At 53.2% G+C, this 22,287-nt stretch carries 14 protein-coding genes; 9 read left to right on the plus strand and 5 right to left on the minus strand.

Annotated features, from left to right (window positions below):
- Together HQL65_08120 and HQL65_08125 are read left to right on the plus strand one after the other, a co-directional pair.
- Positions 1–450 (plus strand): ATP-binding cassette domain-containing protein (locus tag HQL65_08120; protein MBF0136192.1); only part of this gene is annotated, 450 nt, incomplete at its 5' end.
- The gene (locus HQL65_08125) at positions 401–1,279 is read left to right on the plus strand and encodes a hypothetical protein (protein MBF0136193.1); all 879 of its coding nucleotides are present in this window, start codon (positions 401–403) and stop codon (positions 1,277–1,279) included. The genes HQL65_08120 and HQL65_08125, both read left to right, overlap by 50 nt.
- A 142-nt stretch (positions 1,280–1,421) precedes the next feature.
- Here the strand turns inward: HQL65_08125 and HQL65_08130 are convergent, their stop codons facing one another.
- Together HQL65_08130 and HQL65_08135 are read right to left on the minus strand one after the other, a co-directional pair.
- Positions 1,422–3,614, minus strand: coding sequence for a cyclic nucleotide-binding domain-containing protein (locus HQL65_08130; protein MBF0136194.1), 2,193 nt, complete (start codon positions 3,612–3,614; stop codon positions 1,422–1,424).
- A gap of 174 nt (positions 3,615–3,788) precedes the next feature.
- Positions 3,789–5,981, minus strand: a complete 2,193-nt coding sequence (locus HQL65_08135; protein ID MBF0136195.1) for a PAS domain S-box protein — start codon at positions 5,979–5,981, stop codon at positions 3,789–3,791.
- A gap of 530 nt (positions 5,982–6,511) precedes the next feature.
- Between HQL65_08135 and HQL65_08140 the strand changes: the two genes are divergently transcribed.
- Complete coding sequence (locus tag HQL65_08140) at positions 6,512–7,768, plus strand: tyrosine--tRNA ligase (GenBank protein MBF0136196.1); 1,257 nt, start codon at positions 6,512–6,514, stop codon at positions 7,766–7,768.
- 83 nt (positions 7,769–7,851) lie between these two features.
- A complete protein-coding gene (locus HQL65_08145) occupies positions 7,852–8,469 on the plus strand; it encodes a flavin reductase family protein (protein ID MBF0136197.1) in 618 nt (205 codons plus the stop codon).
- 411 nt (positions 8,470–8,880) lie between these two features.
- On the opposite strand, the gene HQL65_08150 is transcribed toward HQL65_08145, so the two are convergent.
- From HQL65_08150 to HQL65_08160, 3 genes are all read right to left on the minus strand, one after another.
- Complete coding sequence (locus HQL65_08150; protein MBF0136198.1) at positions 8,881–9,882, minus strand: diguanylate cyclase; 1,002 nt, start codon at positions 9,880–9,882, stop codon at positions 8,881–8,883.
- 92 nt (positions 9,883–9,974) lie between these two features.
- Complete coding sequence (locus HQL65_08155) at positions 9,975–13,043, minus strand: PAS domain S-box protein (GenBank protein ID MBF0136199.1); 3,069 nt, start codon at positions 13,041–13,043, stop codon at positions 9,975–9,977.
- A gap of 1 nt (position 13,044) precedes the next feature.
- Complete coding sequence (locus tag HQL65_08160; protein MBF0136200.1) at positions 13,045–14,190, minus strand: FIST C-terminal domain-containing protein; 1,146 nt, start codon at positions 14,188–14,190, stop codon at positions 13,045–13,047.
- Between the two features lie 333 nt (positions 14,191–14,523).
- Here HQL65_08160 and HQL65_08165 point away from each other — a divergent pair, with 333 nt between their 5' ends.
- The 5 genes from HQL65_08165 to HQL65_08185 all read left to right on the plus strand — a co-directional run bounded on the left by HQL65_08165 (position 14,524) and on the right by HQL65_08185 (position 22,286).
- Complete coding sequence (locus HQL65_08165; protein ID MBF0136201.1) at positions 14,524–16,461, plus strand: diguanylate cyclase; 1,938 nt, start codon at positions 14,524–14,526, stop codon at positions 16,459–16,461.
- Between the two features lie 77 nt (positions 16,462–16,538).
- Positions 16,539–16,871 carry a c-type cytochrome gene (locus HQL65_08170; protein MBF0136202.1) on the plus strand — a complete coding sequence of 111 codons (333 nt, stop codon included), beginning with the start codon at positions 16,539–16,541 and terminating at the stop codon, positions 16,869–16,871.
- Positions 16,872–17,066: 195 nt separating this feature from the next.
- Positions 17,067–18,101 carry a DmsE family decaheme c-type cytochrome gene (locus HQL65_08175; protein MBF0136203.1) on the plus strand — a complete coding sequence of 345 codons (1,035 nt, stop codon included), beginning with the start codon at positions 17,067–17,069 and terminating at the stop codon, positions 18,099–18,101.
- A 25-nt stretch (positions 18,102–18,126) separates the two neighbouring features.
- A complete protein-coding gene (locus tag HQL65_08180; GenBank protein ID MBF0136204.1) occupies positions 18,127–20,301 on the plus strand; it encodes an MtrB/PioB family decaheme-associated outer membrane protein in 2,175 nt (724 codons plus the stop codon).
- Positions 20,302–20,363: 62 nt separating this feature from the next.
- A complete protein-coding gene (locus tag HQL65_08185; protein ID MBF0136205.1) occupies positions 20,364–22,286 on the plus strand; it encodes a cytochrome C in 1,923 nt (640 codons plus the stop codon).
- The last annotated feature ends 1 nt before the right edge of the window (position 22,287 follow it).

Consider the following 22,287-nt stretch of genomic DNA (forward strand, 5'->3'; position numbering starts at 1 on the left):
GGGGATGTCCTCAATACCCAAACCGAGTTGCCCGCCGAACAGGCCGGCAAACTCTCCCTGCCCGAAATCCACGGACATGTCCGCTTCGAGCATGTCACCTTCCGGTATCGTTCCGATGGTCCGGAAGTGCTGAGTCAGTTGTCCTGCGATATTCCCGCCGGGCAGGTGGTGGGCATCGTCGGTCCATCCGGTTCGGGGAAAAGTACCTTGACCAAACTCGTTCAAAGGTTGTACGTCCCGGAAAGTGGACGGGTTCTGGTGGACGGCATGGTTGTTGATAGCTTTTTTCTTGTTGGCAATCCTCTGGGCTTGCATCGGGCAGGTGGAAATTTTCGCCACGGCCCAGGGGCGGATCATTCCCACCGGTCGGTTGAAGGTCATACAACCCCTGGAAACCGGGGTGGTCAGGCGCATCCTGGTCAAGGAGGGCCAAAAGGTCGCAGCCCATGAACTGCTGATCGAACTGGATCCGACTGACAACACCGCCGATGTCGTCCGGTTGGAACGAGAGTGGCTGGAAGCCTCGACAGAGTCCATGCGTCTGCGGGTCATCGGGGAAGCAAAAAAGGACCCATTGGAAAATTTTCATCTCCCTCCCGAACTCTCCCAGGAAATTGCCGACCGACATTTCCGGTTATTGGCACGACAATGGGATGAGTATCAATCAAGACTGAAAGAGTTGGATGGCCAGCGCAAGGAGCTGGTAGCGCGGGTTGGCACTGTCGGGGCCGAAATCAAAAAATTGGCACTGCTCCTGCCCTTGGTCCGGGAACGCGCCCATGCCAAGGAATCTCTGTACAAACAAGGTATAGCTCCGCGTATGGACTATCTGGAGTTGGCCCAGAAACTCGTTTCGACCGAAGAGGAGTTGACCAGTAAAAATCGCGAGCGGGAAGAGGCCAAAGCAGCCGTGGTCACTCTCGGACTCAGAATCAAACAAGCTGAGGCACAGTTTTATCAAACCACCTGGAGCCAATATCTGGAAGCGGACCGCAAGGCAGCATCCCTGGAACAGGAACTGGAAAAAGCCCGCTTCCGGCACCAGCGAGGCCAATTGCGTGCCCCGGAGGCGGGAACGGTTCATCAACTCAAGGTATTCACGGAGGGCGGCGTTGTGGCTCCGACACAAGAGTTGATGTGGATTGTCCCTGGCGAACCAACCCACCTGACTCCCGGCATGAACGTCAGTTCGGAAATCGCCACCGGAAAACGTCGCATCATCGAATATCTCATTTCACCGGTTCTCAAACTCCGTGCGGAGAGTTTCAGGGAACGATAAAACAGAATGAAAAATTATTTTCATTCCATTAAACCGAGTCCACTTCGGAATGTATATTTTCCCAAAAAAAAGATGAAAGACTGGGATGGATGCCCAGGAGGGAAGCGGCTCTGCCCTCTAAGTGAACGCAGTGCAACACACTTCAATAATGGCGTTTTTCATGGCATTCAAGAAGGTTCAACAGGACGACCGGAATTTCGCGCAATAATGTTCCGGGTATGGAGACGACGGTTGTTGGTTCGAGGGAGTGATACTGAAAACGTCTCTCTCCAAGAAAGATGGAACTCTCTTCACCAAAGGTCATGCCAACCCCCAACACTTCCAATCTGTTGCCGTCCAAGCGTCGTTCCACTTGGCCGGATTGAACCAGACAGAGATCGTGCGGATCCAGGGATGCCAGGGATTCGCCATGGGGTGCGGAAAAATGCTGCATCTTCATCTGCTGGGCAATTTTGTTGAGGGTAGGCGTGGAAATGTTCTCCCCGAACAGCCGGGTATTTTGCATGAACTTGCGGTTGTCATTCAAATTTTTGATGACCGAGTTCAAATCGTTCCGTTGGATGAACTCCTGATACGACCCGGCCGGCAGTCGCAAGGCTTGCACAAAACTGACGGAACGCGAGGTGTTTTTGGCAGGAAGACCATGCAGGCTGTGGTACTCGCCGAGCATGGCCCCGGCAGAAAGAATATTGTAAACCCCGGCATCCGCACTGATCTTTTCCACAATCCCGGTCAGGATCAGGTAGATCATGGAATTGACATCACCCTTTTTGATGATGATCGAGCCTGGATTGAAAGTCACGATGGGATTGTTCAAGAGCTTGCGCAGGTTGTATTGGGCAACTCCGGGAAAATAGGCTGTCAAAAAAGCGGTGGCGGTATCGCGCAACGGTTCCGAGTAGTCGGGAATCAAAACGTCCATCACGCCGAAAGGGGCACTGGAGCCGATCTCCTTTTGGCGGGTGGTGAGCGGGTTGGAGGTATGCGCCAGAATGATGCGATTGGAAGCGTCATCCTTGAAATCTTCTGCCTGGCCATGGATCATGCCGCCCCCGATATCTATTTTTTTGATATCGGCTGGCATCAGATACAGATTTTTCACCGCTTCAAGATAGGTTGACGAAACGCCATCCTTTCCTGTCCCGGTATCCAACATTTTATCGAGAACACTGAAGGAAGAAATATCCGCCATATGGCTGTAGGATCGGAACTCTCCTTCCCAAAAGGTACGAAAATAATAAGCACAGGTTTCCACAGGATGCGGGGAAAAAATCGGTAATACCTCCAGACCTTCGATATCGTTCCAGGTTCCGGCAACGAGGTCACGGACGGCAAAAAAATCAGCCAGACGCTCTTCGGAGATGATCAGGAGTGCGGCCAGTTTCCGGAATACCGAATGTCGCACCAGCGGGGGTGCAAAATATTTGATGCGATGATCGCTGCGAATCAGGGTGATCAGACCGGCAAAGTGATCGTCATGGCTGTGGGTGTGGAAAATGCCCTCGATTTCGTTGACACCAATACCCAGGGCCATGAGGCTGTATTCAATGTTGGGTCCGGCATCGACAAGGTAGATTTTACCTTGAAACATGAGAATGCTGCCCATGCTCGGTCGATTGATGTCCCAGCCGTCGCCCTGTCCAGAGTGGATGACAGAAAAATATTCCCGTTTGACGTTATGGAAATTCAGTGGATAAGGTGAAGGGTAAATGTTTTCCTGGGTCAGATTGAGATCGACTGTGACCTTTTCATCCTTATAGGAAAATTCGTATATGTTCAATCCTTTACGGCAAATGAACAGTTGATTGCGAATTTCCACGGGGTGCGTCGAAACCGGCAGGGAGGCCAGCAGCTCGCTGGAAGGTCGAATCCTGCCAAAGGCAAATTTAAGCTTGATGCGCATCATGATTTCCGCCTGATCGGCGGGGATGCCCGTATCTTCGATCTCGCCCTGGTTGATCAGGCCATAGTTGCCACGAAAAATGTACTGCATTTGAGCTTCGATGGCATCAGGGTGTCCGATCAGAAGGGGTTTGACACCGGTATTGTTCGGATGATTGGGCAGCAGCATGCCCTGCCGATAGAGCATTTGCAGTACCGGGAATTCGCCCAGATTGGTCAGACGGCCATTCTGGAGCATGACATCGGAGAGCAGGATGGCATTGGGACCGGTTTCGCAGGGTACGCCATTGACCTCGGCGGGGACAATCAACCCCTTTTTCATCAAATGTTTGACCGTGTCAGCGGGGCAGCCGCAAAGAATATACAAATCGGCTTCCGGGACTTCAATCCAGAAGACCCCGTCCATCACCTTGACTTTGCGTAAACTGTTCATTTTCTATTGTTCCATCCGCAGATGTCTTGCCAGGCAGAACCGGAAGCTATTTAGAAAGCAAGCAATATGCCAACATGTCTGACTGGATAAATTTACATGGTGAGGCTGGATAAAGGGTGCATCTCCCATATCGGAATCCGCGTGAGCATGCAAGACTGCGATGATTTTAATAAATTATTCAGTACTGTGTGCCTGGACAAAAGGGTGTTCTTCCGTTTCCGGATCAGCATAAGTATGCATGATTTCGATGATGTCCGGTAAATTTTCCATGAAAAGTTTGACGATTTCGGGATCAAAGTGGGTTCCGGCGGATCTTTGAATTTCTGCGGTGGCTTCTTCAGGACTCCAGGCTTTTTTGTAGGGTCGGGCTGTGGTCAGGGCATCGAACACATCGGCCACGGCGCAGATGCGACCGACGAGGGGTATTTCTTCTCCCTTCAGACCACTGGGATAGCCGGTACCATCCCAGCGTTCATGGTGGGTGAGGGCCATGACATGGGCTGTCTTGAGAGGCTCGTCTTCGTAGCCGAACAGCATGCTGGCACCGATTTCGGCATGTTTGCGCATGATGTCGAACTCATCTTTGGTCAATTTTCCTGGTTTGCGGAGGATGGTGTCGGGAATGCCGATTTTGCCGACATCGTGCATGGGTGCTGCATGGAGAATGAGTTCACACTCGGCGGGTGACATACCGGCGGCCTTGCCCAACACGGCGGCATAATGGCTCATGCGCACCACATGAAGACCGGTTTCGTTGTCGCGAAATTCGGAAGCTCGTCCCAGACGGCGGATGATTTCCAGCCGGGTTTCCCGCAAGGCCAGGGTCGTTTGTTCCAGAATGCCTTCCATGCGACGCCGTTCGATGATGCCGGCCAGGGTATGGGCAATGGTTTGGAGGACACCTTCCTCCTCATCACTGTTGCGTTGAACCCCTTCAGCGCGAAACAAAACCATGGCTCCCAACAGCCGGTCGTTGTAGGTGATGGGGATGCAATATCGACCACATGGGGGAATGTTGGTCCGTTGTTCCATTTCTGGAGTGACGAAGATGATGCGATGCTCTGCCAGAGCGGGTTGCCACAGGAAACGGGCCAATTCATCCTGGGCTTCCAGCAATTTATCCTCGTTCGTGTCATCTGGCAGGATGCCTCTCTGGGAACCAGGCACCATATGTCCCGAAGCAGAATCGACGAGGTAGATCAATCCTTGTCTTGGGGAAGAGAGCCAGGGGATGGATTGGATGATATCCAGGGCAACATTCAGTTGGACGGACAGGGAGAGGGGTTCCAGAGCTGTTTCAAGCAGGGCGCTGATCGTGATCCGGACCTGAAAGGCCCGGTCCTGTTCCTGTTCCAGGCGTCGGCGGCTGGATATGTCGCGAATGATGGCAGAAAAAAATCGCTTCTCTCCAGAGAGCCAGGATGCCATTGAGATTTCGAGGGGAAATTCGCTGCCATCCCTGCGCAACCCGACCAGTTCTCGAATGGAGTCCGATGATTTGAAGCAGCCGGTTTCGCTCACGCGCTGCATGCCCAGTGCATGGGCCTGACGGTACCGCTCTGGAATGATGAGGGCCAGTTTTTGACCAAGGCTTTCCGCTTCCGAGAAACCGAAAATGACTTTGGCCCCGGTATTCCAGAACAGAATTTTTCCTTCAAAATCGGTTGAGATGATGGCGTCTTTGGCGGATTGTGCCAGGGAACGGAACCTTTCTTCGCTGGCGCGCAGGGCATTTTCGGCCCGGATGCGTCCGGTGACATCATAGATGGTACCCATGATGTGTTCCGGTCTGCCATGTTGCCCAATCTGGACTTCCGCAACTTCCCGCACGGTTCGGATGTCTCCATTGGGTCGCACAATGCGGCGTTCCTGACGAATGGGACTTTTATCTCCGTCCTGCTGTCTTTTCAGCGCGGTGTGAAAGCGCTGTCTTTCTTCAGGCTGGAAAGTATTCAGATAGGCTTCCAGGGAGGGGAGAGAGCCGTCGGGAGAGAGGCCAAAAATGCGGAACACCTCATCTGAGCAGGTAAAGGAGCCGGTTTTCAGATCCCAGTCCCAGTTGCCCAGATGCGCGATGGCCTGTGCCCTGGCAAGACTTTCACGATTTCGTTTCAGTGTTTCCTGGGCCTGGGATCGAGTGTCGATTTCAGCGCGCAGCTTGTACACGAGCTTGCGCACGGAAAAGAGGTGCCAACCCAGCAAAACGACCAGGGGGATACCCAAAAGGGGCAACAGGTCGATGGTACTCTGGAGTGCGGGGGCCAGGGTCCAGTCTGCGTAAAGCGGGTTGGTCCACCCCAGGCATGCTCCGCCTGGTACGCTTGCCGACAGCGCGACGATCATGTCTCTGACAGATGATCTTGACAAGATTTAACCCCTTCTTCCCTCCAGGCATCTCCCGACACATCTGATCACGGAAGTATAGCAGAGGCAACCCCTGTTGACAGGGTTGGCGGAAGCGCGATCTTCCAGGGATGATGGCACCGAAAAAAAAACAACTGCCAGCAAACGAGGAAGAGAGGAGGATGGGGGAAGATGGGATGAACAGGCACGAAGGGCAAAGGATCGGGCAGGAAGCAGCCCGTCCTTGATTTGACTCTGAGAACATGGATGTGGCAGGGTAGCGCCGTCCCTGGCGCTGTGAACACCAGCTCTCCCGCCGGTGAGGGGCTGACTATAACACTCCCTTTTTGGAAACTCCATGGCATTGTGTGCCTGGGAGACATTTTTTTTTTGGGAGCTTGGAACTGTCTGAAATCATTTGACACCCACGATGGTTGCCTCTATCCATGAAGGGCTGAGCGGGGAGGGGAGCATTCCGAACCGCCATGCTTGCAGGCAATTCAGTCCGGCCCCATCCTGAGGAGGGAGCCGTATCATCCAGGGACAAACATGCCATGACCAATGAAACAGACGGAATGAATTCAGCAGCCAACACGGACATTGAGACTCAGATCCGGGCATTGATGTTTGGCGCGGATTTTGGGGATCCGCAACTGGGCCGCAACATGGAACGGGAGCTGCGGGAGCGGTTGCACCGGGCACGAAAGGAAAACCGGCCATTGCGTGTTTATGCGGGATACGATCCCAGCGGGCCGGATATTCATTTGGGACACACCATCACCTTGCGCAAACTGCGCCTGTTCCAGGATTTTGGCCACGATGTCACCTTTTTGATCGGGACCTTCACGGCCCAGGTTGGTGACACGAGCGACAAGACCAGTGGTCGCCCGCGCAAAACCCGGGAAGAGGTCCAGGCCGCATCCCAGACCTATGCCGAACAATGTTTCAAAATTTTGGACAGGGATCGGATCCAGGTTCGGTACAACGGTGATTGGCTGGAAAAAATGACCCTGGCGGATGTGATCGGCCTCAGCTCGAATTTTACGGTGCAACAATTTCTTGCCCGGGATAATTACAAAAAACGCCTGGAGGCCGGCAATCCCGTGGGGTTGCATGAGTTCTTGTATGCGCTGTTGCAAGGGTATGATGCCGTGCATTTGCAATGTGATGTGCAGTTGGGGGCCACGGATCAGCTTTTCAACATCATGGCGGGTCGCAAGCTTCAGGAAGCCCATGGTCAACTGCCCTGCATCTGTCTGACCTATCCCATTCTGGTGGGTACCGATGGCAAAATGCGGATGTCGAAAAGTGCCGGCAACTATATTGGCCTTGCCGAATCTCCGGAAACCCAGTTTGGCAAGACCATGAGTCTGTCGGATGAGACCATGTTGGATTTCATGCGTCTGGTGACCCGCTGGACCCCGGACCAGGTGGAAACGTATCGCTCCCAGGTGGCTGATGGTCGGCTGCATCCCATGGCGATGAAAAAAATATTGGCCCGGGAAGTGGTTGCCATGTACCACGGCGAGGCGGCTGCGGAGCAGGCCCAGATTCATTTCGAGCATGTCCACCAAAAGCAGAATCTGCCCGAGTCGATGCCCGAGTTTCACGTTGTTCCGGGTATGAATCTCATTGAATTTTTGGCAGCCAGGCAATTGATTGGTTCCAAAAGCCAGGCCCGGCGCTTGATGGATGGTGCCGGCCTGAAAATCGATGGTGAACCGGTGCGGGATTACAATGCCACTTTGGAGCGTGCCTGTGTGTTGCAGGTTGGCAAGAGAGGTTTTTACCAGATCCGGATGGATACATAGTGCGGTATGGCCGCAACCAGTTACGTGCAAAATGTTTTCGCGGTCTGCGTTATTTGGTTCAGGTACAGTCAAGGAGTGGCATGATGGAGATTGATTTGCGGGGCTTGTCGGCCAATCAGGTATACTACCATATGAATCAAACCCTGGTTCCGCGTCCCATTGCCTGGGTGTTGACGGAAAATTCCTTGGGGGGACTCAATCTGGCCCCGTTTTCCTACTTCAATGGCGTGAGCAGTGATCCTCCTTTGATCATGTTGGCCATCGGTTTGAAGGCGGATGGGACTCCCAAGGACACCCGGGCCAATATTCTGGCCCGGAAAGATTTTGTCGTGCATATCCCTTCCTGGGAACACAGGGTCATGGTCAACGACAGTTCGGCATCTTTGCCGGAAACTGTATCGGAGGTGGAACGACTGGCCTTGGCGACGGTTCCTTTTCCCGGGTGTCGTCTTCCCCGGTTGGCCACCTGTCGGGTGGCATTCGGCTGTCAATTTTATTCACAACAGGAGATCGGACCGGAATCCCTGGCCATGATTCTGGGGCGTGTGGAAACCATCCATCTCGATGATGCCGTTGCCGAACGGGATGCCAAAGGACGCTTGTTGGTCAATACCGGGGGGATCGATCCATTGGCCCGCCTGGGAGGAGGAGAGTATGCCCGCCTGGGGGAGAGTTGTCCTCTTGGGCGACCAAGAGTGTGACTCGGCACCCAACCCAGAAGCCAAACGTCTATTTCTTGCCGGACTTTTTGTCGGGTGTCATTCATTTTGAATCTGGTGCGGAATTGGTCGCCGAAGTCTTGGAGAATGATCAGTCTGGTCAGGGCATTGGCTTTGGACGGCAACTTGTTCAGCCGACACAAGACTTTTTAGATGGTATCCTTATTGTTTTTTGAAAATACCTCATCCAGTGACTGGGCATCCAAGCCGTTCGACCACCTTCTTTGCGATGAATCAGGACCAAGTCTGCCTTAGGCGGGACCCATTCTATCGAAGGCCGACGCCGGTGTCATGCGTTCCATGCCTGGTAAACAGCCTGGTTGGTGACTCGGAGATGCATTTGTGTTTTGGCACGAAATTATTTCAAGATCCTGTTTGTCGTGGAATGAACGATCACGGTGACTCCCTGGCACAGACCAATCGGTCCCTGCCTTCGTTTTTGGCCTGGTATAAACGGGCGTCCGCTGCCTTGACCAGGCTGGTGGGGGAGAGGTCGTGGGAAGGAATCATGCTGATTCCGCCAAGGCTGATGGTGACATGATTGGCCACCTTGGAGTGGTGGTGCGCCAGACCCAGTGCCCGGATGTTTTCGCGCAGTTTATTGCCGACCACGGCCAGGCCATCCAGATCGGTTCCGGGGAGAATGCAGACAAACTCCTCGCCGCCATAACGGGCCACCAGATCGATGGTCCGGGTCATGGTGTGGGCCAGAGCCTGGGCCACCTGCCTGAGACATGCATCACCTGCCGCATGTCCATAATGGTCGTTGAAGGGCTTGAAAAAATCGATATCCATCAGAATCAATGACACAGGGGTCTGATCACGCAAGGCTCGGTGCCACTCCTGTTCCAACTGCTGGTCGAAATGGCGACGGTTGGGAATCCCCGTCAAACCATCCAGCATGGCCATGTTTTGCAGGATGGTATTCAATTCCAAAAGTTGATTATTCTTCTCCTCCAATTGGGCGTTGAGCTGCCGCATCTCCTTGTTCAGGTCCTGCTGGGCAACCAGGCTTCTGCGCAGGGCCAGATGGGTTTTGATGCGTGCCTGCACAATCGAGGGGGAAATGGGTTTGGTGATATAATCCACGGCCCCCATGGCCAACCCTTTGGTTTCATCCTCGATTTCACCCATGGCCGTGATGAAGATGACTGGAATTTCCTGCAAGACGGGATCGGCCTTCAGCCGCTGCAACACCTGATAACCATCGATACCGGGCATCATGATATCCAACAAGATCAGATCGGGGGGTGGGGTGGAAAGAACCCGTTGCAAAGCCTGTTCGCCGCTCTTGGCCAACAAGAGGTCATAGTCCGGCTCCAGCAAATCCTTCAGCACATTCAGGTTCAAGCGTTCATCATCGACGACCAGGAGAGTCTCCTTGCCTGTTGTCATGGATCGGGTTCCTTTTGTTTGTCAACGGTATTCCGGTTTGTTGGTCATGATGGCAGTGGATGGAATCATGGCAAATACGGGTCGATACGGCCTCATTCGAGATCGATGTGCAGACGGGTTGCCCAGGCGGTCAGGCAGGTCAGGGCTGTTTCGAATTCATAGTCCTCGATACAGGTTTCCAACTCTGGCAACGGAGCTGACGTTGGATTTTCCATGAGTGCGCGCAGTTCGGCCAGTTTTGCGGCGCTTTTGGAATTGCCGGAGCGCAACAGGTAGGCCAGATTCCGGAAAATCGGCGTCACAATTGTCACATCCACGGAATTTTCCACTGCTGCCGCAGCATGATCGATCTGTCTGGATGTTTCCTGGTGGAGCAGGGGAGCGAGTTCGCGCATCAGCACGGCGGTCTGATGTTCCAGATCAGCCATCAATCCCTCATAGGCATCGACCTGTTTTGTCTTCAAGGCTGTTTCCAACCTGCGTGCCGCTTCGCTGAGTTGTTTGGCACCGAGGGTTCCTGCCACACCCTTGAGGGTATGGACCAGATGCAGGGTGGCTGGCACATCTCCGCCAGTCAACAGGGCGCGCACGCGGATGGCCACTTGCTGGTAATCCCGGAAAAAATCGCGCAACAATTTATCGAAAAAATCCCGTTTGCCGCCGACCTGACGCAGACCGGTTGTCCTGTCGAAGACCATAATTCCATTGTTTGTTTCATGTTCTGGTGTGACAACGGGGCAGCCATGGAAGGATTGTTTCGTCTTTTCCCTGGCGGCAATCCAGGTTGTCAAAGCAGCGAAGAGCAGATCAGGATCAATGGGTTTGGCGATATGGTCATCCATGCCGGCGGCCAGACATTTTTCCCGATCTCCCGCCATGGCATGTGCGGTCATGGCCAGGATGGGCAACGTTTTGCATTGCGGATGTTGGCGCATCCTGCGTGCCACGGTGTATCCGTCCATATCCGGCATCTGGATATCCAGAAGAACCAGATCGAACTGTTGTTTTTCAATGTGTTGCAATGATTCCGTACCGTTACGGGCCAGGGTCACGAACAGGCCGTTGGCTTCCAGAAGTTCTGTGGCAACCTGTTGGTTGAGCGGGTTGTCCTCGACCAGCAAAACATGTGCCCCCAGGATACCGTGGATGGCTTCGCCATCGCGGGTTCTGGCTGGACATCGGCCAGATTTCGGGAATTGTCTGGGTGCTGGTTTATCGGCAGTGTCGGCGGTCGGTGGGGCACAACCGAACCAGGCGGTGAAATGAAAGGTGCTGCCAATACCCGGCTGGCTTGCCACCTGGATGTCTCCCCCCATCAACGACACCAGTCGTTTGCAGATGGAGAGTCCCAGACCGGTCCCGCCGTACCGGCGCGTGGTGGAGGTGTCTGCCTGAATGAAGGGTTGGAAAAGTCTGGTTTGTTGTTCCCTGGTCATGCCGATACCGGTATCCTGCACCGTGAAGCGCAGTTGAACTTTCTGATCGGCGGTATCCGGCTGTTCCACGGCGATCAGGATCTGTCCCTGCTCGGTGAACTTGACAGCATTGTTTCCGAGGTTGATCAGAATCTGGCCAAGACGCAGAGGGTCTCCAACCAGCCTGTTGGGCACACTGTCGGGGCAGGAGATGTGCAGTGCCAGTTTTTTTTCCTCGGCCTTGACGCCAAGCATGCCGGCCAGATGATCCAGGACCTCATCCAGACGAAACACGATGTTTTCCATGGTCAATTTGCCGGCATCGATCTTGGAGAAATCGAGAATGTCGTTGATGATGCCCAGCAGGTTGCGGGAGGAATATTGAATTTTCTTTAAATATTCTCGTTGCTTATCCGTCAGGTGGGTTTGCAGGGCCAGGTGCGTCATGCCCATGATGGCATTCATCGGGGTGCGAATTTCGTGACTCATGTTGGCCAGAAAATCGCCTTTCATGCGGTTGGCCTGATCTGCGGCCTCCCTGGCGTCGACGAGGGCCTGTTCGACGGCTTTGCGGGCGGTCAGATCGGTCAGGATACCCACGAACATGCGTTCCCCGCCGACGCCCATTTCGCTGACCGCCAGATTCAGGGGAAATGTGCTGCCATCCCGGCGACGACCCTTCACTTCGCGACCGACCCCGATGATTTTGCGTTCCCCTCCCGACAAGTAGTTACGCAAATATTGATCATGTTCTTCGCGATAAGGGGAGGGCATGAGGATGTTGACGTTTTGGCCAATGACCTCCTGAGCCGTGTAACCGAACAAGGCTTCCGCTGCCGGATTGAATGATCGCACTTCACCCTGGACGTTGATGGTGACGATGCCGTTGACGGCCGTTTCGACAATGGCACGAATGGTGGCCTCACTGCGACGCAGTTTGTTTTCCGATTGTTTGCGCAGGGTGATATCCGTCATGATGCCGACGAACATGCGGACGCTCCCCACCATCATTTCGCTGACCATCAGCTCGACAGGCACGATGCTGCCGTCGGCGCGTTTGCCTTCCAGCTCGGTGGCCACGCCGATGATGTGACTGGAGCCGTGTTGCAGGCATTTTGCAAGGCCAAGGTCATGTGCCTCATGATATTGGTTTGGCATGAGTTGTTTGACATTTTGTCCGATGATGCGATGGGCCGGATGGCCGAACAGGCGCTCGGCGGCAGCGTTGAAAGAGTGTATCTGACCCGATGTGTCGATGGTGACAATCGCGTTGGCCGCTTTCTCGATGATGGCACGTTTCATCTGGGAGAGGGTTTCCGCCAGATCTTTTTGTGTCTGTTCACGCTGCCGGACCATTTCGGACATCAATTGGGTCAGGGATTCCAGCCCCACGAAATCCTCTTTCAGCGGGGGTTGACCTGCGGCTTGCAACAACTGATTGGCCGTTTGCTTGAGGGATGCCAATACTTTCGATTGTGATGCGAGTTCGTGACTCAAGCGTTCATTGAGCTGGTACAGTTCTTCCGACGACAGATTCAGGCTGCGGTCACACAAGGCCAGATCGCGCTCGTATCGTTCGTAGGTCGTGCTGACATTCTGGAGGAACTGGATGACATCCAGGCTGGGCAGCAAACCGGTGGTACCTGTCCCGGTCTGGGCGGTGTATTGTGCCAGAAAAACATCCACATCACTTTCTTCGTCCAGATTCAAGGCTTTTTGGATCTGCCGGCGCAGGAGGCGGTGCATGTCACGTATTCTCGGTGATCAGGGCAATGGTCATGGTCTGGTTATGCAGCTTGCAGGTTCGGGTTGTTCCCAGAGGTCCGATTTCGCCATGGGCGTAAAACCCTGTTACTGTAATATGCCGACCCAGGGTGTTGTGAACAACCTCCCATTCGTCGGCAATCTGGTCGCCCATGATGAGTTTGCGACCTGCACAACTGATCAGCAAACCCAGTCCCGGACGTCTTTCCGGGTCGTCTTTCAGGATGCAAGCAGCCGCTTGTCCGGCACCACTTACCAGTTTGGCGGTGGTGACATGCATGAGACGCATGTGACCATTCGGATCGACGTCTCCTCCCAGAATGACACCGCCGCGTTGGCGGTCGATATCGAGGACCGTGCGAATCAAACCGGAGGTGGCCGAGTTGGAGTGGCGCATCTCGAAGGGAAAGCGCAATCCGGAGTCTGGCAGATCCTTGGCGTAGTTGCCCAGATAGCGGTTGTAGAGGTCCAGCGCCGGTTCGCCATCCAATTCCAGCAGCACATTGCCTTCACAGCGTGTCACCTTGCGCAAGGGGCCAAAAGGCACCCAGCCGCCTTGGGAGCAACTGCGAATTTTGAGAGACAGTCCATAAAGACCCACGGCAACCACCTGTTGTGTGGTAATTTTGTTGGCGGAGATTGCCAGGGTTTGTTGATCGGTGTGGGCATCCCATGCCAATCCACCGACGATGGTCATGTCGGTTCCGACCACGCTGCTCACGCCGGCGACCAGGGCGCAGCCATTGACCGCTTTGCCGGGCGCAAACAGCAGCACGGCCCGCAAATCCTGTTCCGGCAACCCTTTGCCTGCCAGAATGCCGCTCTGTCTGGATGCATCGGGAGAGGAGACCTCGGCGGTGGCGACCCGGACGCTGCCCTGGGCGAAGCGCACGGCGGTGATCACACACGACGCTTCGCGCACGCCCTGATTGGAAATTTCGCCTGCGGTCGATACACCCACGCAATGGGCCGTTGGAAAGGCTGCAAGAAGCGCGGAGATCACCACGGGGTCCATGAAATATTTTTTGTCGGCAAACACAAGTACGAGCATCGGCTCCAGTTTTTGCAACGGCTCCAGCAGCAGGGTGGCGAAAGCCCCTTTGTTGAATTGCACTTGTCTGATTTCCATGCTTTTCCGGAACTCCTACAGAATGTTCGCCTGGTGGAACCAGGCTGTCTGCCTGGCGGGACACTGTACAAGGTACCAGAATCCGACGCCAATGTCATGATTTTCTAAACATTAAGATATATTAAGCCATCGCCAGAAACGCCAAGAGAACAGGTTTTGGGTTCGCGGCTGGAAGTGTTCGAACGTTTCATTTTTCGGGCAGTGGAACAAATCGGTTCTTGAATATCGGATTTGCAAGTGGTAGACTATAAAATTTAGACTGTTGTTGGATGTGGCAACGGCCATCTGTTTCTTGTCGATACATCCTCGGAGAGTGCAACGGGATCGTGAGTCATGAATTTTTTCAACAGGCTGCTGATCTGGCAAAAATTTACTCTCGGATTTATCATCATCGGTTTCTTCTTTTCCGGTATCGTCATTGTTTACCATTTCAGCATGAAACAGGTGGAAGAGAGTTATGAACAATTGATTGATGTGGATTTTACCAGATTTACCCTGGGATACCAAATATCCCATTCTCTCGCCCAGATGAGAGATGTGGAATACAATTTTCGGATCAACCCGAGCGATTCTCTTGCGGAAGATCATCAAAACTATTTCAAGGATTTTTTGGATAAACTCGCCAGACTGACCTCGCTGGAAGAGAAATCCGGCAATGAAGAGGACTTGAAAGCTCCCAAAGGCATTTTCAAGCAAATCAACGTTTATCGGGATGCTTTTACCGCCACGGTCAATGCCTGGAAGGTCAAGGGGTTCAACGATCACGCCGGGTTGCGTAAAAAAATACTGGATGATGCACAAAGGTTTGAGCAAATATTCAAGCAGGTTAATAATATTTGGGATGCTCTCTATCAGATTCGTCACTATGAGAATGCTTATCTGCGGACCAAAAATAAAGACTATGCCGAACATCTTCCCAGGCTGATTGACGAGATTCAGCAGAAGCTTGTCGCCAACGCGGTTTCCGACGACAAGGCAGCGGCTGACAGTCTCGCAACATACCAGAAGGATTTCCTGGCCATGGTGGAACAGGACAGCCTGATCCAGGAACGCATCGAAACCATGGAGGAGGCCAACCAGGCGATTGAATTTTTGGTTGAGTATCATTTCGGGCGGGTCAAAGAGGATATGAAAAAGGCCTCTGGTGCCACGCAAAAGTTTGGCCGGGACCGGACCAGACTGGCCTTTATCATGGCTAGTGTATTAATATTGTTGATGATTTTAATCGCGTTTCTTCTTGTCAACAGTCTGGTTCACCCGATTTCCAAGGTGACGAAAGCCATGCTCCATGTGGCCGGAGGCAACATGGATTCCCAGGTTCCGGTGATGGGCAGCGACGAACTGGGACAAATGGCAACGATTTTCAATCAAATGGCCCGTCAATTGTCCGATGCTCACACCGGGTTGCAAAATGAACAGGAAAAATTGATGACCATCCTGCTCAGTGCCCGGGAGGGGATCATCGGCACCAATCGGGATGGCAAGGTGGTCCTGGTCAATCCGGCAGCCCTGCGACTGCTGGGAAAAACTGAAGAAAAAATCATCGAAGATGGATTTCTGCACATATTGGACGATCCGGATTATGTGCAGAAATTTTTGGAAAGATCCGGCTTCGACATGCCGGAAATCGTCGTCTACGGCGGAAAGGTTTTGCACTTTTTTGCGGCATCGATCAAGGACAAGACCGGGGAAATTGTGGGTTCCGCAGCCCTGATCCGGGATGTGACCGAAGAAAAAAAACTGGAACAAATGTTGCGGGATCTTTCCTACACCGATGGTTTGACGAAACTTCTCAATCGACGCCGCTTCGACGAACTGCTGCTGGCAGAGTTTCAGCGGGCACGGCGGTATGGTCTGTCCGTGGGACTGTTGCTGTTCGATGTGGATCATTTCAAAAAGTTCAATGATACCTATGGCCATGATCAGGGCGACCGGGTCTTGCAGGCAATTGCCGTGACCATGAAAAATTCATTTCGGGATGTCGATTTTTGTTGCCGGTATGGTGGCGAGGAATTTTGTATCATCACCCCCAACACTTCCATGCCCGGTCTTTTCATCGCCGCCGACCGTTTTCGGGAAAAGGTGGAGGCCCAGGTGATCGACGGTCTCAAGGTCACGATCAGCATCGGAGCCGTTGCCTACCCGTTGCATATTCCGGATATCCAGGGACCGGCGGAAATGTTGAAAGCTGCGGATGACGCCTTGTATGTTGCAAAAAAATCAGGGCGCAATCAGGTGTGTGTCGCCCAACAAAAAGAAAAAGAAGCGTAGAAAAACATCCACTTTTACGGTGAATCAAAGATATGAAATTGCAAATCATTTCCAGATCAGGATCCTCTCGCCGTATCATGCCCATGCTGGTCGTGAGTATGGCTCTTGGCTTTGGCTGCGTGGCCGGAACGGCCCAGGCGGAAATGGACGCCGTCACGGCCCTTGAAGTATTGAAACGCAATGATTGTACAAAATGCCACTCCGTGCAAAAATCAAAAAACGGTCCTTCGTACACCAAGGTTGCCAAAAAATACAAAGGCGACGCCCAGGCTGAAGAAAAACTGTTTAAACATTTAACCAGCAATCCAAAAGTCAAACTTGAAGATGGCACTGAGGAAAATCACAAAAAAACAGATTTTGACACTCCGGAACACCTCAGAGAATTCATTCGCTGGATTTTGTCGCTATAGCCAGGCAGATTTATGGTCCTGTCCTGATTGATTATCCGTGCCGGTCTGACGGGCCGAAATTTTTGAGTGTCCCGGGAGGACATGACAGGGAGAGTTGGTATGTTCAATCAGGTTGGTTCACTCAGATGGAACAAGTCAAAAATTCATGCCGATCTCATGAACCAGAATGGTGGGAGATGGGGAGGACATTGAGTGATGTTACGCCATGCAGTGGGGGTTTGTTTGGGTATCGGGTTGTTTCTGAGTGTTGCGACGGCTGTCGCTGGTGAAGATACCAGAGGCGACGACGGCAAGACTGGGAATGACAAGAAAGTACGACAGGATGCCGTGATGCGGGGAGATGCCGAATGCACTTTCTGTCACGATGAAGAGGATTCCACATCTTTATTGGCCATTGGCAAGACGAAGCACGGCACCCTGGCGGACAGCCGAACGCCGACCTGTACGAGTTGCCATGGTGCCAGTCGGGAACATTTAAAGAAGGAATCCGGGCAGGATAAGCGCCCCAAACCTGACATCACCTATGGGCGCCGCTCACCCAAAATTCGACCCGATGCCCGCATTGACGAAAATTTTGGCAATTTCAAGACCACCGATACCCCGGCGGCCACCATCAACAAGACCTGTATGACCTGTCATCAGGGTGACAAGCTCCTGTTCTGGTCAAGCAGTGCCCATGTCAAGCAGGAAGTGGCCTGCACCAATTGCCATGATATTCACACCGATCATGATCGGGTGTTGGACAAGCGCAGTCAGCCCAGCGTCTGTTTTGGTTGCCACAAGACCCAGCGGGCCATGTTCAACAGGCCTTCGCATCATCCTGTTCCGGAAGGAAAAATGTCCTGTTCCAACTGCCACAATCCCCATGGTTCGACAGGGCATAAATCCCTGCGCTGGGACAGCATCAATGAGACCTGCTACCAGTGTCACATGGAAAAACGGGGTCCTTTCCTGCACATGCATCCACCCGTGGCGGAAAATTGCCTCATCTGCCACAACCCGCATGGCACCGTCGTGGCCGACCTGCTCAACTACCGTCCCCCGTATTTGTGCCAGAATTGTCACAGCAGCACCACCCATCGAGGTCAGGTTCCGGGTTTGCCGGGTGTCCGGACCACAAACATGTCACAACTTGGGACGGTGGCACGGGGTTGTGTGAAATGCCATGTCAATATTCATGGCAGTAACAGCACCGAAAATGCAACAAGAACCGGACGTTTCCAACGCTGATGAAACATCAGGGAGATTAAGTGTCATGCGCATGAACGGAAATGCACGCTTCATTTGGACGACCGGGGTTGCTGTTTTGTTGCTGGGGTCTGGGACAGCCTGGTCCGGGGAGGAAAACAAGGCCGATCCGGGTGGCCCGTTCGGAATGTGTCCGACAGCGGTTCCCTATACGACCCCGGAAAGCTTCCTCACGCTTGGGGTCGGTTATCTGGATGGAAATCGCAGAAAATTCAGTACTTTCGATGGAAAAAGTTCGACCACGGGCATGTTTCTTCTGGACGCTGGATATCTCAGCCGGGATGAAGCGACGGGCACCTGGAGTGTCATCGAAGGCCGTAATCTGGGCCTGACTGGCAATCGTGATGTCAAGCTTTCTTTTGAAAGACAGGGTATATGGGGAGTTCGGGTCGATTACATCGAAATCCCGCGTCTGGCACCTTACGATGTCAATTCCAAGACCGAGGGGTTGGGTACCTCCCAGCAAATCATTCCCAAGACCGCCACTTCAGATGATGGATCACCCCGGCAGATCAGGACGGATCGCGACCGTCTGGTCGTCAATACGTTTCGTACCTGGAACAAAAACATCAAGTTCAATCTCAATTTCAGAAACGAGACCAAGGAAGGTACCCGTCAGTGGGGGCGGGGTGGTTTCAACGAGTTTGCCCTGGAGCCGATTGATTGGACCATGCGCCAGTTGGAACCGACGGTGAGCTATACCGGCAAGCGTGGTCAATTGTTGGGAGGTTATAACGGGAGCTGGTTTACGAACGAAAACAATACCCTGGTGGATTTCATCCTCAAGGGGGACAACCCTGCCTTGTTGGCCAGCCACAGCTATATCACCCAGCCCATGGACAATGAAGCCCACCAGGTGTTTCTCAGTGGCGGGTATCATTTGCCGATGGATTCGCATGCCACCTTTAAAATCTCCCATGGTCGGGCAATGCAAAATGAACATTTGCCCACCAATGATATTGCCGGCCTCTCTCTTGCCTATGCCCCTTCGAAGCTGCGAGGTCGGGTCGATACGACCATGATTCAATTGGGATTGACCACGCAACCCCTGGCCGATCTCAACATTGTGACCAAATTGCGCTATCATGATGACGATGACCAGACACCGGCATGGTTGGTGGTGAATACACCCACGACCCAGGTTCACGCCACACCCCTCTCGATCAGAACCACATCCGGCTTGTTGGAAGGAACCTATCGGTTGCCCTATCAGATCAGCCTGACCGGGGGCATTGAACTGAAGGATCAAAAACGGCAAATACCGTTTGGCAATGATGCGAACAAAGATGGCCTGGATGATGAGCGGTTCATCCCCTGGCGTACAGATATTGATGAAACGACCTATCGTTTGCAGGTGCAAAGACACATGTCGGAAACCATCAACGGGGCGTTGGGGTATGAACATACGGACCGGAACGGGTCGCAATATTTGAATTCCACAAAAATCATGGGCAATGATTTTGGCAAGATCGCGCCTTCCTTCATTGCCGACCGGGAGCGGGACAAGGTGCGCCTGGCCCTGGATTGGCGGCCCGTTGAACGGCTCGGGTTCCAGTTGGTTGTGGAAGATATTGTCGATCAGTATGGACTGAATCAGATCCCTTACGGGCAGAAAAAGGCGCACAGCCAGCTTTATTCGGTTGACATGGATTATGCCCCCACAGATCGCTGGCTGTTGACCGGTTGGTACTCTTACGACACCAACAAGACCTGGCAGGATGCCGGTCGCTGGAGTTCCACGGGTGTCCATGAGGCAGACAGAAGTTCGATACTCAAGGACATGGGCAGTTCCGTTGGCTTGGGCGTGCGCAATCAGTGGCATGATGGAGTCAAACTGGGTGCCGATTTTCAGTGGACCCGGGACAAATCCAAGTATGAAGATACCATAACGGTGGATCCAAAAAGTGTCCTTCCGGCCTATCCGGCTGGCGTGACCCCTTTGCCAGATATCGTCACCCCGACAACACGCTTGAACACCTTCATCGAATACAAGGGCATGGGTCCAGGTACGCTCCGTTTCGACTATCTCCATGAACGCTGGCATACCAATGACTGGACCTGGAAATTCAGCGACGGCTCTCCCTACGTTTATGGCACCACGACCGATGGAACGCTGATTTCCACCATGGATGGCCAGACATCCAACTTTTTTGGGCTTCGTTATACGACCCGTTTCAAGTGATCGGCATGTTGGTATCGCTCATCCGAGGTGTCACCCTGTTTTGTTTGTTTGTGGGTGGCAGCATGTCACCAGTTTTGGCCGAGGGGGGAGCAGAAGATGCCTTGTGCAATACGGCGTGTCTAAAATGTCATGATGGGAGCAAAAAATATGAAATCCTGGATGCTTCACCCAATGCTGGCGAAACCGGCAAGCGTTTCCTGACGGCAATTACGCCGGAATTGTATGGGCGGGGGGTCCATGCGCGTCTGTTGTGCAAGGATTGTCACGATAAAATCCGCAATCTGAATCCTCCGCACCAGAGTGGTGCAGCGGAAAAGATCGACTGTGCGGCTTGTCATGTACGTTTGGCCAAGGCGATGCAGGAAGCCGAGACGGTGGTGGCATCTTCCCGCATGGAAACGGTCATTCGTCATACCATCAACTACCGACGTTCGTTCCATGCCCGTCCCAATAAAGACAACCCGGATTTTCCCAATGCAGTTTGCCATGAATGTCATGATACCCATTTTTTCAACGTGCCGGTCGAGAAGCATGGCCCGGACTATGACAAATGGCGGCTGACGATTCCAGAATTGTGCGGAAAGTGTCACGAAGAGGCTTTAGAGGATTACGCGGCTTCGTCTCATGGTGTTGGGATCCTGGAAAAATCAAATTCAAAGTCGGCCAACTGTTCTGATTGTCACACGACATATTCGACTACCGGGGCACATTTGGCCGTTTTCAAGCTGATGAGTTCAGAGACGTGCGGCGCGTGTCATCCAAAAAGCCTGGATACGTATCGTCAATTTTATCATGGCCAGGTGACACGCCTGGGTTTTCATCATACGGCCAAGTGTTATGATTGCCACGAAAGCCATAAAGTATTGCCTGCCAAGGATCCCAAATCCACGGTTCATCCCGACAAGCGCCTGCGGACCTGCCAGAAATGTCATGATGGTCAACATCGTCCGCTGGCTACAGCCGGTTTTGCCTCGTTTTCGCCCCACGCCAACGAGAACGATTATGATCACTATCCGCAGCTTTGGTACGTGTCCCGTTTCATGCGAGGGTTGATGTGGAGTGTTCTCTCCTTCTTCACGCTTCACTCTGTCCTTTGGTATTACCGGGAATGGCGGGAGCGGCAACAGTCGCCTGTCGTTTTGCCTTTGAATGTTTCCCTTCCTGGTGTGGCAACCAATCCGCATGTGCAGCGCTTTTCGCTGTTCTGGCGTGTTCTGCACTTATTCTTTGTCTTGGCGGTGATGGTTTTGTTGTTGACCGGTACGACATTTTTGAACGCGCATCTGGCCTGGGCACCGCCACTGGCGCATCTGTTGGGTGGTGCGGAGCGTATGGGGTTGCTCCATCGGGCCGCAGCTCTTTGTCTGGTCGGTATTTTTCTCTTCCATCTTGTGTTTGTCCTGCAAAGTCTGTTGCGCAAGCGCAACTTTGCCTGGTTTGGCCCGGACTCGCTGCTGCCCAATAAAAAGGACTTTCTGGACTGCCGCGACATGTTCAAATGGTTCTTTGGCCGGGGACCCAGGCCCGGATTTGATCGCTGGACCTATTTTGAAAAATTTGACTACTGGGCAGTTTTCTGGGGAATGACGATATTTGTCGGCAGTGGTCTGGTGTTGGCGTTTCCCCATGTGGCCGGACGGTATCTGGATGGCTGGGTATTCAATGTGGCCATTCTGGTTCATGGGCGAGAGGCGTTGCTGGCTACGGTATTTTTATTCACAATCCACTTTTTCAACAATCACTTCCGTCCTGCCAAATTTCCGCCACCGGATATTTCGATGTTTACCGGAAATCTCTCCCTGGCAGAGTTGCGGCGCGATCATCCGGCACAATTCGAGCGTTTGCAGAGTCGTGGTGAGTTACAGAGTCTACTGGTCCGTGGCCCGTCAAGGGGTATGCTCCTGGGGGCCAGGCTTCTGGGAGCATTGTTGCTGGTTGGCGGCCTGACGTTGCTGTTTTTGATGGGGAGCCGGTATTTTTGGTGAT

This window comes from Magnetococcales bacterium, from assembly GCA_015228935.1.
In the GTDB taxonomy this organism is placed as follows: Bacteria; Pseudomonadota; Magnetococcia; order Magnetococcales; family DC0425bin3; genus HA3dbin3.

What these genes read in the sequence shown, in the direction of transcription:
- HQL65_08130 (MBF0136194.1), bottom strand. Translation starts at nt 3,614, where the DNA reads ATGAACAGTTTACGCAAAGTCAAGGTGATGGACGGGGTCTTCTGGATT.
- HQL65_08140 (MBF0136196.1), top strand. Translation starts at nt 6,512, where the DNA reads ATGACCAATGAAACAGACGGAATGAATTCAGCAGCCAACACGGACATT.
- HQL65_08145 (MBF0136197.1), top strand. Translation starts at nt 7,852, where the DNA reads ATGGAGATTGATTTGCGGGGCTTGTCGGCCAATCAGGTATACTACCAT.
- HQL65_08150 (MBF0136198.1), bottom strand. Translation starts at nt 9,882, where the DNA reads ATGACAACAGGCAAGGAGACTCTCCTGGTCGTCGATGATGAACGCTTG.
- HQL65_08155 (MBF0136199.1), bottom strand. Translation starts at nt 13,043, where the DNA reads ATGCACCGCCTCCTGCGCCGGCAGATCCAAAAAGCCTTGAATCTGGAC.
- HQL65_08160 (MBF0136200.1), bottom strand. Translation starts at nt 14,190, where the DNA reads ATGGAAATCAGACAAGTGCAATTCAACAAAGGGGCTTTCGCCACCCTG.
- HQL65_08165 (MBF0136201.1), top strand. Translation starts at nt 14,524, where the DNA reads ATGAATTTTTTCAACAGGCTGCTGATCTGGCAAAAATTTACTCTCGGA.
- HQL65_08170 (MBF0136202.1), top strand. Translation starts at nt 16,539, where the DNA reads ATGCCCATGCTGGTCGTGAGTATGGCTCTTGGCTTTGGCTGCGTGGCC.
- HQL65_08175 (MBF0136203.1), top strand. Translation starts at nt 17,067, where the DNA reads ATGTTACGCCATGCAGTGGGGGTTTGTTTGGGTATCGGGTTGTTTCTG.
- HQL65_08180 (MBF0136204.1), top strand. Translation starts at nt 18,127, where the DNA reads ATGCGCATGAACGGAAATGCACGCTTCATTTGGACGACCGGGGTTGCT.
- HQL65_08185 (MBF0136205.1), top strand. Translation starts at nt 20,364, where the DNA reads ATGTCACCAGTTTTGGCCGAGGGGGGAGCAGAAGATGCCTTGTGCAAT.